The following is a 10,743-nucleotide window of genomic DNA, read 5'->3' on the forward strand; positions in this document are numbered from 1 at the left end:
AGCACTTCCGCCTAGCCGCTGCCACAGCGGGGAATTCATTATCATTAGACTTATCCATATGAATTGAATTGACGACATGCTCTCCAACCCAAAACCTCGCACACCACTCCATACTCGAGAAATTACTTTTCATGGTTTTGCAAGGGAAGATGGTCTATGGGATATTGAAGGTCACCTCAAAGATTACAAACCAACACCTTTTGTCACTGGCGAAACTACTTGGCAACCTGGCGAAGCTTTTCATGACATGTGGGTCCGTCTTACGCTCAATGATGAACTGGTTATCCAAGATATTGAGGTGGCGATGGATGGTCATCCACATCCTGAATGTCCTCAAGCTATACCCCCAATGACAGGACTGATTGGTGAGCGCTTGGGCAAGGGTTGGCGCAAAACGATCCAAACACACTTGGGTGGCATTGCAGGTTGTACCCATTTACGCGAACTACTCAATAGTTTGGCGACTGCCGCTTTTCAATCGATCCCAAGGGCTCTATTTGATCCCGATGAAAATAAGCCGCCCCTCTATCTAGGCACCTGCAAGTCCTGGGATTTCAATGGCCCCGTTGTAATGCGCATTTATCCCCAGTTTTACCGCTGGCAAGACCAAGACAAAAAGTCTTAGAGCTTAGAGCTCTCCGCGGTGAATCGTGGTCCCTCCAAAAGACTGCTGAATTGGCATAATTTCTACTGCATTGATGTTCATATGGGGAGGCAATAAGGCAGCCCAATAAATCGCTTCAGCAATATCGTCTGAGCTCAAAGCTTGCACGTTCTCATAGACTTTTGCTGCTTTAGCATCATCGCCTTTAAAACGAACATTAGAGTATTCAGTTCCAGAGCTAAGACCTGGCTCAACACAAGTGACTCGTAAGCGCGTACCAAGTAAGTCTGCACGTAAGTTCAAACTAAATTGCTTCACAAATGCTTTGGTAGCTCCATACACATTGCTTCCAGGATAAGGATAAAGACCTGCAACCGAGCCAACATTAATAATGTGGCCACATTTACGCTCAACCATACCTGTCAAAAACGCATGGGTCATATGAACTAAACCTTTGACATTGGTATCAATCATTTGATCCCAATCAAAAATGCTGGTTTTATAAGCAGGCTCTAAGCCTAAAGCAAGACCGGCATTGTTCACGAGTACAGTGACATTCGCAAAGTCAGCAGGTAAAGTTTTTGGCAATGCATCTACTTTAGCGCTATCACAGACATCAACTACAAGAGTCAATAATTTTTTCTGCTGCTCTGCTGGCAAAGATGCTTTGAGCGCCTCTAGACGCTCCGCTCTTCTACCGACTGCAATGACTTTATGGCTGTGAGCCAAAAAACGTCGAGCAGTTGCTTCTCCAAATCCAGCGGTGGCGCCGGTCACTAAAACGGTATGTTCCATATTTCCTCTTTTATTTAAATCATGTTTCTCTTAAATGATGAATAAATGAATTATTCACCTAATTAGGATCTCTTTTTTATCAACTGCAAAATATTTTTAAATTGAGGATGGTCAGAAGTCTTCAGCCATTCGAATGCCAGCATTTCAGCCCCCAGCAAGATCACTCCCTGCTGAACTAAACGATCGATTGCGAGCAATTTATCTTGCGCCAATCTGCTGCCACAGGCCTCAACCACTACCGCCACCTCATACCCCGCCTCGAGCAGACCTAAAGCAGTTTGCATCAAGCAAACGTGGGCCTCACATCCAGCCAATACAACGTGAGTAATTTGTGGACTTACCGACTTCATGTAATCCACCAAACCATCTGCTGCAGCATTGAAAGAATATTTGACTAGAGTCTGGCTGCAGAACTGTTGAATACGCTCATCATTTGGTCCTAATCCCTCTGGATTTTGCTCGGTTCCTAAAATTGGGATATCTAAAGCTTGTGCTACGTTTGCTAAAAATATTGCCGAAGCAATAGCCTTTTCTCCATCATGAATACTGGGCATTAAGCGCGTTTGATAGTCAACTAAAATGAGAATACTCGTGGCTTGATGAATCATGGTTTGAATGAATTTAGAGTAATTTTTTCTTGGGCAAGCGCAGTGCTAAATGATCTAAATAGTGTGCCATTAATTCATCAGCACCCTTTCCAAACATCCGAATGCGACCTGTATGATTGAGTAATAGCACTCCAACAATGTGTGCAAACATCGCAGTCAATTCAGTGTCGGTCTCTTTGGCATTACAACCCAATTTATTCAGAGAAATCTCTTGGGGGCGCATGGCATCTCTGAGGCGCATATTGAGTGCTTGATCCCACTCATTACCTAATCCACGGGGCTTTAGGCCTTGGAAGAGATAAAAACCTAAATCCAAGTCACGCGGGTTATCTCGATAAAACTGGTAGAACGCTAAAGCGCTATGACGCAGCTCATCAAAGGCAGTACCCGGTTGACTTAATACTCTCTGCGCCGCTTCACCGACAAACGCATTTAAGCGCTCGAGTGATTCAGCAAGTAAAGCGCCATAAATCTCTTCTTTGTTGGCAAAGTAGCTGTAAATAGCTCCCGCTGTATAACCAGCGCGTTTAGCAATCTCGCGCATGCTGACTGCTTCCAAACCAAACTCAATAAACACCGCTGTAGCAGCACTCAGAATATGCTTACGCTTGGCATCCGCTAGCGCCTGCTGACGAAGATCTCGCGGAGAAGAAATCGCTTGGTTCATAGGTTAATTATACGACTGTATTAATAATTGAACAGTGTTCAATTATTGTGTATGATTTGAGCTGTTGCCAATATCTAGCACCAGGACCCCAATGAGCCAAAGCACTACCAAATTCATGACCAGCAACGACTATCAGGAGTCTTTGCGCAGCTTAAAGCCCACAGTATATGTAGACGGTCGCCTGATTGAGTCGGTTGCTGATGAGCCCTCTTTAAGGCCAGGCGTACAAGCTTTGGGGGTGACCTACGATATGGTGCACGATCCTGCTTTAGCACCCATAATGCTGGCAGATCAAAATGGCGTGCAAGTACCACGAATGTTGCATATCAATCAATCCTCTGGTGATCTGCTGAACAAATTAGAAGCGATACGCGGACTGTGCCAAGAAACTGGTTGTGCTCAACGCTATTTAGCGCATGATGCATTAAATGCAATTGGCCAAGTGTCAGCGCATATCGATGATGCTCGCGGAAGTAATGAGCATCGCGCAAAATTTGCAGAATACCTTTCACATGTTCAGCAAAACGATTTATCTCTTGGCATTGCGATGACCGATGCCAAAGGCGACAGATCTCGCAGACCTCACGAACAAGCAAACCCAGATACTTATGTTCACGTCGTTTCTCAAGATGCCAAAGGTGTAGTGATTTCTGGAACAAAAGCCATTGTGACTGGTGCGCCTTATATGCATGAGTTTTTAGTCATGCCAGGTCGCAATATGAGCAAAGAGGATGCAGCCTTTGCCATCTGCTGCGCAGTGCCGGTAGACGCGAAAGGTATTACCATCGTTGCCCGCCCTGCAGGTCGGCCAGGCGATAAAGTGGAGCATGGCAAACCATTGTTCTCAAGTAAATATGGGCAATCTACTGGTGTCGTGATTTTCGATAAAGTATTTGTCCCGTGGGAGCGGGTATTTTATGCGGGTGAATGGGAGCACTCTAGCGTCTTAACTTATAGCTATGCCACCCATCATCGTCACAGCTGTATTGCGGCGAGAGCAGGCTTTGGAGATCTTTTAATTGGTGCTGGTGCCTTGATGTGCGAAGCCAATGGTTTTGATCCAGAGACAAAATCCAATTTGCGTGACCCAATGGTTGAGCTCATCAAAATTACCGAAGGGTTTTATGCTTGTGGAGTTGCTGCCAGTGTGTACGGTACTCAAGATCCACATAGCAAATCCTTTATGCCTGAGCCCGTGTTCTCCAATATCGGCAAACTGCTATTGGCTACGCAAATTTACGATATGCATCGCTTAGCTCATGAGGTGTCGGGTGGATTAATCGTAGCACTACCTGGACCCGATGAAGATCACAATCCAGCGACTGCTGCTACCTTAGCAGAAGTCTTGCGTGCTAACCCAGCAGTTCCTTACGATAAGCGCATTGAAGTGGCACGCTTTATTGAAGATTTAACGGCATCCTATCAAGGTGGCTGGTACTCCGTTATCAGCTTGCATGGTGGTGGATCACCTGCTGCAATGAAAAAAGAAATCTATCGCCAATATCCTATTGGCAATAAAGTGGAATTAGTCGAACGTTTATTAGACCGCGGAGTACTGACGAGTAATGATGAGCGGGCGATTACTAAAAACAAACAGCCTGGACGCTGTTGTGATCAAGGTTGTAGTACTCCAGGTCAAGCAGTGATGGTGCCATTGCCAGAGCCTGGCAGAAGAACTTAATTTTTTCTGAGTAAAGCTGATTTATCAGTTAATAGTACTTCTTTAAATCCATGCCAGCGTACATGCTGGCGACCTCATCAGCATACCCATTAAACATCTGGGTCTTGATCTTAGGGGCAAACATCCCCTTAGCATCACCAATACGACGCTCTGTGGCTTGACTCCAGCGTGGATGGTCAACTTGTGGATTGACGTTGGAATAAAAGCCATACTCACGAGCATCAAATTGATTCCAACTGGTTTTTGGCATCTCTTCAGTAAACCGCATTTTGACAATCGATTTAGCACTCTTGAAACCATATTTCCAAGGCACCACAATACGCACAGGCGCACCGTTTTGCTTTGGTAATACCTCACCATACAGGCCGAAAGTGAGGAGAGTAAGTGGATTCATAGCTTCATCCATCCGCAAGCCTTCACGATAAGGCCAGCTAATAATATTGCTACTCAGTCCTGGCATTTGCTTGCGATCAGCTAAGGAAATAAATTCAACATACTTAGCAGAGCCCAGAGGCTCTACCTTATTGATGAGTTTGGCTAGCGAATACCCATCCCAAGGAATCACCATAGACCAACCTTCAACGCAACGCATGCGATAGATTCGCTCTTCCATTGGAGCGAGCTTTAATAAGGCATCAATATCGAGCGTTAGCGGTTTTTTTACTAAGCCTTCAATCGAGATCGTCCAGGGCCGCGTTTGCAAGCTACCGGCATAAGCAACAGGATCAGCCTTATCGGTACCAAACTCATAAAAGTTGTTGTAGCTCGTCACGTATTTATAAGGCGTCGATTCCTCTTTAACGCTATAGGCTGAATTGAGGGTAGCAGCTAATTTATCGGGAGTGGCAGCTAGTGCTTGTCTTGAAAACCAGGGGGCTAGAGCAGCGCCAAAACTACCTGCAGCTGCCGCTTTAATCAGGGCGCGACGGTTTTCAAAAACCGCTTGAGGCGTGATGTCACTAGAAAGAATAGTTTTATCAAGAAAACGCATGGCGAACCCCATCAAAGTATTGAGTCTATTTTGCTCCTGAAAATAATTTATTGCTTGATGCAGCAATGCTTGCTCAAAACAAAAAAGCAAACCCGAAGGTTTGCCTTTTCTGCTGAAACCTCAATTAAATTAGGCTTTCATAGCCTGCAAGGCTGCGTTGAATGTTGCGCTGGGGCGCATCACGGCCGTGCATTTTTCAGAATCAACTACATAGTAACCACCGATATCAGCAGGCTTACCTTGAACTGCCTTTAGTTCGTCAGTAATTTTCTTCTCGTTTTCAGCCAAAGATTTGGCTAAGGGCGCGAAGTAAGCTTGCAGCTCTTTATCTTCCGTTTGTGCAGCCAAAGCCTCAGCCCAATACAACGCCAAGTAGAACTGGCTACCGCGGTTATCTAACTCGCCAGTGCGTGGTGAAGGTGACTTATTGTTATCCAACAATTTGCCAGTCGCATCATCCAGAGTGCGCGCTAAGATTTTCACTTTAGCGTTACCAGTCTTATCACCAATATCTTCGAGTGACACACCCAAGGCTAAAAATTCACCTAACGAATCCCAGCGTAAGTGATTTTCTTCTACGAGTTGTTGCACATGCTTAGGAGCAGAACCACCAGCACCAGTTTCAAATAAGCCGCCGCCAGCCATCAAAGGCACAATGGATAGCATTTTTGCGCTAGTGCCCAATTCCATAATGGGGAACAAGTCGGTGAGGTAGTCACGCAAGATGTTACCGGTAACAGAAATGGTGTCTTTGCCACGAATCACACGCTCTAAGGTGTAACGCATTGCGCGAGTCTGAGACATGATCTGGATATCGATACCTTCGAGATCGTAATCCTTGAGATAAGTTTTTACCTTCTTAATCAGCTCTGCTTCGTGGGGGCGGTACTCATCTAACCAAAATACCGCTGGAGTATTAGAGAGGCGTGCACGATTGACTGCCAATTTGACCCAGTCACGAATCGGAGCATCTTTACATTGGCACATACGCCAGATATCACCAGCTTCCACATGTTGCTCAAGCAATACAGTACCGTCGTCCGCAACGATACGAGCTACGCCTGCTTCTAAGATCTCAAAAGTCTTGTCATGCGAACCATATTCCTCAGCCTGCTGAGCCATCAAGCCAACGTTAGGTACAGTGCCCATAGTGGTTGGATCAAAGTTACCATGTGTCTTACAGAAATTGATGATCTCTTGATAGATGCGGGCAAAAGTACTTTCTGGAATCACTGCTTTAGTGTCATGCAAGCGACCATCCGCGCCCCACATCTTGCCGCCCACCCGAATCATGGCAGGCATAGAAGCATCCACGATCACGTCGCTTGGAGAGTGTAAGTTGGTAATACCTTTGGCAGAATCTACCATCGCCAATGCTGGGCGATGCTCATGACACGCATGAATATCTTGAATAATTTCTTCACGCTTAGATTCAGGCAAGGTTTTGATCTTCTCGTACAAGCTGCTCATGCCGTTATTGACGTTGACGCCTAGCTCATCAAATAGCTTGCCATGTTTAGCAAACGCATCTTTATAGAAAATTTTGACGGCGTGACCAAAGACGATCGGATGAGAAACTTTCATCATGGTAGCCTTGACGTGCAAGGACAGCATCATGCCTGTCTTATACGCATCTTCGATTTCTTTTTCATAGAAATCGCACAAGGCTTTTTTGCTCATATACATGCTGTCGATAATTTCGCCAGCCAATAAGGAGACTTTTGGTTTGAGCACAATCGTTTTGCCGCTCTTCGTCACCAAGTCCATTTTTACATCGCAGGCCTTAGTCATCGTCATCGACTTTTCACCAGCATAGAAATCGCCGCCATGCATGTGTGACACGTGCGTACGGGAAGCTTGGCTCCACTCACCCATCGAGTGAGGATTTTTACGGGCATACCGTTTGACTGCATTCGGGGCGCGACGATCTGAGTTTCCTTCGCGCAAGACTGGATTGACCGAGCTCCCTAGACACTTTGAGTAACGAGCGCGGATAGCCTTCTCTTCATCGGTCTTAGGATCTTCAGGAAAATGAGGGATCTTGTATCCCTTATCTTGTAATTCTTTAATGGCAGCGAGCAGCTGAGGAACAGAAGCGCTGATATTGGGTAGCTTAATAATGTTGGCGTCAGGCATTAAGGTCATCTTGCCCAGCTCAGCCAAATTATCAGGAACCCGTTGCTCAGGAGCTAAACAATCAGAAAATTCAGCCAAGATACGTCCAGCCACTGAAATATCGCTTTCTACTACCTCCACTCCAGCTGACGCTGTAAAGGTACGGATGATCGGCAGAAATGCGCAGGTCGCCAAAAATGGTGCCTCGTCTGTCAGCGTGTAAATAATCTTTGATGTGCCTGAAGCCATGGATGTTTCCTTACTATTGATCAATAGACAGGGTCAGATTTTGACCCCACCACTCCTAGAGTCCGCATTCTGTCCGCCCGCTTTTAGCAGGCTTACTGATATGCCGAGCCTTCTATTTTAAATCATTGGGATTGGCAAAAAAGGGGGTTTTGCACCCCAAAGTCGCAAATCAGCGCTAATTTAAGGAAATCCACCAAAATATCTAAAGCGGAAAATTCCTCGTAAACTGCAAGCCATGATGAGCAAGCACCCTTTACTGAATAAAAACTTGGTGCTGCTGATTGTTTGCCAGGGTCTATTTCTGACCAATAATGTTACCTTCATCGCCATCAATGGCTTGGTTGGCCTCAGTCTGGCCCCAGTGAGTTGGATGGCTACGCTGCCAGTCATGGGCTATGTTGTTGGGGCCGCCTTTTCCACATCAATCGTGGCCAAATCTCAAAACCACTTTGGCAGAAAGATCTCTTTTCAGTTGGGACTGCTTGTAGCAGTGCTATCCGCCCTGTTATGCGCCTATGCAGCTCTGAGCCGAAACTTTTGGCTTTTGGTAACAGGCACCTTTATTGCCGGCTATTACAGCGCCAATGGTCAACTCTACCGTTTTGCTGCAGCAGAACTCACCGTAGCGAGTCAACGTGACAAAGCCGTATCTTGGGTATTGGCAGGCGGAATCTTAGGAGCCGTCATTGGGCCGAACCTAGCCTCCTGGACCCGCAATCTTTTTGACACTGCATTCTTGGGCGCCTACCTCACGCTTTCGATTGCCGGCCTAATGGGGATCGTCGTAATGCAATTCATCCACTTCCCTACCGAATTCAAAACCGAGCACTCTCTGGCGGATGGACGCCCCCTAAAGGCCATCCTCAAGCAACCCGTGTTTATGGTTGCTGTAATTGGGGCAGCACTTGGTTACGGGGTAATGAATCTGCTGATGGCGGCCACACCCTTAGCGATGCAAATTTGTGGCCTGCCTTTTTCCGATACAGCCCTAGTATTGGAGTGGCATGTCATTGGTATGTTTGCTCCAGGATTTTTTACTGGCACCTTAATACAACGTTTTGGTGCCCTCAAGATTATGAGTATCGGAGTCGTACTCAACTTCATCTGCATTCTGATTGCACTCACCGGTACAGACCTTCGTCAATTTTTGATTGCCCTCTTTTTATTAGGCGTTGGCTGGAACTTTTTATTCACAGGCTCAACCTCTTTGGCGATGACTGCCTACAAACCCGATGAGCGTGATAAAGCGCAAGCAGCGATTAACTTCTTTGTATTTGGCACGATGGCCTTCACTTCCTTTGGTTCTGGTGCCTTAATTACCTCACAAGGGTGGAGTATTTTGAACCTCGGCTCTCTGATTCCTGTGATCTTTACTGCGCTGGCACTGCTTTGGCTATCAGCCCAGAATAAGAAGCAGCAAATCGCTTAAGACGCTCTCGCTAGAGGCAAATTAAATAATAAGTTTTGTGGCTTTAGCTTTAATTGCTGCTGATCATTCATGGCAATAGCAAGATAGACGGGCTTCCCTTGCTGCACCTTAGTCACCGCAGTCTCGTCAATAAAGTCAAGACGAAATAGACAAATTACTTTCTCAAGTTCATCTGCCTCTAACAATTCTTTGTTATAAAGTTTATTCAAGATGTCAGTTGCTGCCGCATCTAAACCCACATGCCAGGACCACTTAGGATCACTAATTTGCTGCATTGGGGTAATGCGTACTGACACCCCCAGAAAATGTTTAATCCACTTTTCTAGTACGCGACAAAAATGATTAATTGGCTCATGCCCAAAATTGAGTTGAACGGCAAAATCAAAGTCCTCATTACGCGTCCAATATTCGGCAGCATTGTCTTCATACAAAACATCAAGATCAGCAGACTTCGTGAGCATGGATTTACCTTTCAGTAAGTCCATGATGTTGCCGGACTCGCCCGCTTGCGCATTACGAGTAACCACCTCTTCGTCGGCGGCCATGACAATGCTGTCCTCCAAAACAGTGATTTTTTGAGTCCTAAAGAAGATCTCGCCCATGCGTACTTCCAGCGGATGCGCATCATCTCCCAAGATATGGCGCACAAAAATTTGGGCTAGTTGCATCACAAATAAGGGAGGCACATCAACTCCATCTCCCTTAAATAAACTCATATAAAAACCTTCTAAGGAGCTTGCTGCTAATAGACGTGTTCGGTAGCGGAGCCAAACTCGATAGTTTTCCTGAATATCCTCATCAGCCATCGCCGTAATCTCTTGCTCGGTAATTTCTGTACGAGGGTTTTCAGTAAGGCGCTGATGCAGCGCTTGCTCGGCAGCACAAGATTCTGGAACTAGGCTGAGTTCAGGTCTTTGCAAATAGGTGCGTAAAAAATCGTCTGTTACCAACAACTGCCCATCAGGGCTGGTTAGCAGGGTTTGATATGCAGAATTGGGCCAGTAGTTACTCATGTCATTCCGTTTTCATTGCGCTTACAGTAAGAATCTAGAGCTCAGAATATACTAGCCAGTCATTTTGTACCCAATAGGAAAAATCATGACCGAACTCAAAAAAATCGATACCGTTGTTGGTGACGGCAAAGAGGCTGCTACTGGCAATGACGTTGATGTACATTACACCGGCTGGCTCTATGACGAGAATGCCCCTGACCATAAAGGCCAGAAATTTGACAGCTCACTGGATCGCGGTCAGCTCTTTAGTTTTCCCTTGGGCGCAGGCCATGTGATTAAGGGTTGGGACCAAGGCGTTGCGGGCATGAAGATTGGCGGCAAGCGCACTTTAATTATCCCTTCTGAAATGGGTTATGGTGCCAGGGGTGCTGGCGGCGTCATCCCCCCTAATGCGACCCTGGTCTTTGATGTGGAATTACACGGTGTGAACTAAGCACTGCTCTTAGCTGCTTAGCCAAAATAAAAGCCACCCGAATGAACTGACCCCCAAAAGTTGGACGCTATGTCCAACCAAGGGGGTTTTGTTTTATGAGCAAGTACAGCAAGCAGTTCAAGCTAAAGGTGGTTAAAGAGTTTCTAAAGTTTGGCGGT

At 46.1% G+C, this 10,743-nt stretch carries 10 protein-coding genes; 4 read left to right on the top strand and 6 right to left on the bottom strand.

The annotated features are described in order from the left end of the window. Positions 1-76 precede the first annotated feature (76 nt). Positions 77-625: a DUF2889 domain-containing protein gene (locus tag ICN35_RS04200; protein ID WP_215319714.1), complete on the top strand. Its 549-nt coding sequence runs from the start codon at positions 77-79 to the stop codon at positions 623-625. A 3-nt stretch (positions 626-628) separates the two neighbouring features. Here the strand turns inward: ICN35_RS04200 and ICN35_RS04205 are convergent, their stop codons facing one another. The 3 genes from ICN35_RS04205 to ICN35_RS04215 form a co-directional block, all read right to left on the bottom strand. After that, positions 629-1,399, bottom strand: a complete 771-nt coding sequence (locus tag ICN35_RS04205) for an SDR family NAD(P)-dependent oxidoreductase (protein ID WP_216124493.1) — start codon at positions 1,397-1,399, stop codon at positions 629-631. A 62-nt stretch (positions 1,400-1,461) separates the two neighbouring features. Beyond that, positions 1,462-2,007, bottom strand: a complete 546-nt coding sequence (locus ICN35_RS04210; protein WP_216124494.1) for an isochorismatase family protein — start codon at positions 2,005-2,007, stop codon at positions 1,462-1,464. A 13-nt stretch (positions 2,008-2,020) separates the two neighbouring features. Further along, positions 2,021-2,674, bottom strand: coding sequence for a TetR/AcrR family transcriptional regulator (locus ICN35_RS04215; protein ID WP_216124495.1), 654 nt, complete (start codon positions 2,672-2,674; stop codon positions 2,021-2,023). Between the two features lie 91 nt (positions 2,675-2,765). Here ICN35_RS04215 and ICN35_RS04220 point away from each other — a divergent pair, with 91 nt between their 5' ends. Then, entirely contained in the window at positions 2,766-4,355 is a 1,590-nt protein-coding gene (locus ICN35_RS04220; protein WP_216124497.1) for a 4-hydroxyphenylacetate 3-hydroxylase family protein, read from the top strand. Between the two features lie 28 nt (positions 4,356-4,383). Here ICN35_RS04220 and msrP read toward each other — a convergent pair whose 3' ends face one another. Both msrP and ICN35_RS04230 read right to left on the bottom strand, forming a co-directional pair. Further along, complete coding sequence (gene msrP, locus ICN35_RS04225) at positions 4,384-5,346, bottom strand: protein-methionine-sulfoxide reductase catalytic subunit MsrP (RefSeq protein WP_216124507.1); 963 nt, start codon at positions 5,344-5,346, stop codon at positions 4,384-4,386. Positions 5,347-5,475: 129 nt separating this feature from the next. Then, on the bottom strand, positions 5,476-7,710 hold the full coding sequence (locus tag ICN35_RS04230; RefSeq protein WP_216124511.1) for an NADP-dependent isocitrate dehydrogenase: 2,235 nt from the start codon (positions 7,708-7,710) through the stop codon (positions 5,476-5,478). Positions 7,711-7,966: 256 nt separating this feature from the next. On the opposite strand from ICN35_RS04230, the gene ICN35_RS04235 reads away from it, so the two are divergent. After that, positions 7,967-9,139, top strand: a complete 1,173-nt coding sequence (locus tag ICN35_RS04235; protein WP_215320757.1) for an MFS transporter — start codon at positions 7,967-7,969, stop codon at positions 9,137-9,139. Here ICN35_RS04235 and ICN35_RS04240 read toward each other — a convergent pair. Beyond that, positions 9,136-10,152, bottom strand: coding sequence for a DUF6352 family protein (locus tag ICN35_RS04240; RefSeq protein WP_216124513.1), 1,017 nt, complete (start codon positions 10,150-10,152; stop codon positions 9,136-9,138). The genes ICN35_RS04235 and ICN35_RS04240 overlap by 4 nt on opposite strands. Positions 10,153-10,237: 85 nt before the next feature. On the opposite strand from ICN35_RS04240, the gene ICN35_RS04245 reads away from it, so the two are divergent. Next, entirely contained in the window at positions 10,238-10,585 is a 348-nt protein-coding gene (locus tag ICN35_RS04245; RefSeq protein WP_215296378.1) for an FKBP-type peptidyl-prolyl cis-trans isomerase, read from the top strand. Positions 10,586-10,743 lie beyond the last annotated feature (158 nt).

Source organism: Polynucleobacter sp. es-GGE-1, assembly GCF_018882005.1.
Taxonomy (GTDB): Bacteria; Pseudomonadota; Gammaproteobacteria; order Burkholderiales; family Burkholderiaceae; genus Polynucleobacter.

Coding starts and splice junctions, on each gene's coding strand:
- ICN35_RS04200 (WP_215319714.1), top strand. CDS start 77: ATGCTCTCCAACCCAAAACCTCGCACACCACTCCATACTCGAGAAATT.
- ICN35_RS04205 (WP_216124493.1), bottom strand. CDS start 1,399: ATGGAACATACCGTTTTAGTGACCGGCGCCACCGCTGGATTTGGAGAA.
- ICN35_RS04210 (WP_216124494.1), bottom strand. CDS start 2,007: ATGATTCATCAAGCCACGAGTATTCTCATTTTAGTTGACTATCAAACG.
- ICN35_RS04215 (WP_216124495.1), bottom strand. CDS start 2,674: ATGAACCAAGCGATTTCTTCTCCGCGAGATCTTCGTCAGCAGGCGCTA.
- ICN35_RS04220 (WP_216124497.1), top strand. CDS start 2,766: ATGAGCCAAAGCACTACCAAATTCATGACCAGCAACGACTATCAGGAG.
- msrP (WP_216124507.1), bottom strand. CDS start 5,346: ATGCGTTTTCTTGATAAAACTATTCTTTCTAGTGACATCACGCCTCAA.
- ICN35_RS04230 (WP_216124511.1), bottom strand. CDS start 7,710: ATGGCTTCAGGCACATCAAAGATTATTTACACGCTGACAGACGAGGCA.
- ICN35_RS04240 (WP_216124513.1), bottom strand. CDS start 10,152: ATGAGTAACTACTGGCCCAATTCTGCATATCAAACCCTGCTAACCAGC.
- ICN35_RS04245 (WP_215296378.1), top strand. CDS start 10,238: ATGACCGAACTCAAAAAAATCGATACCGTTGTTGGTGACGGCAAAGAG.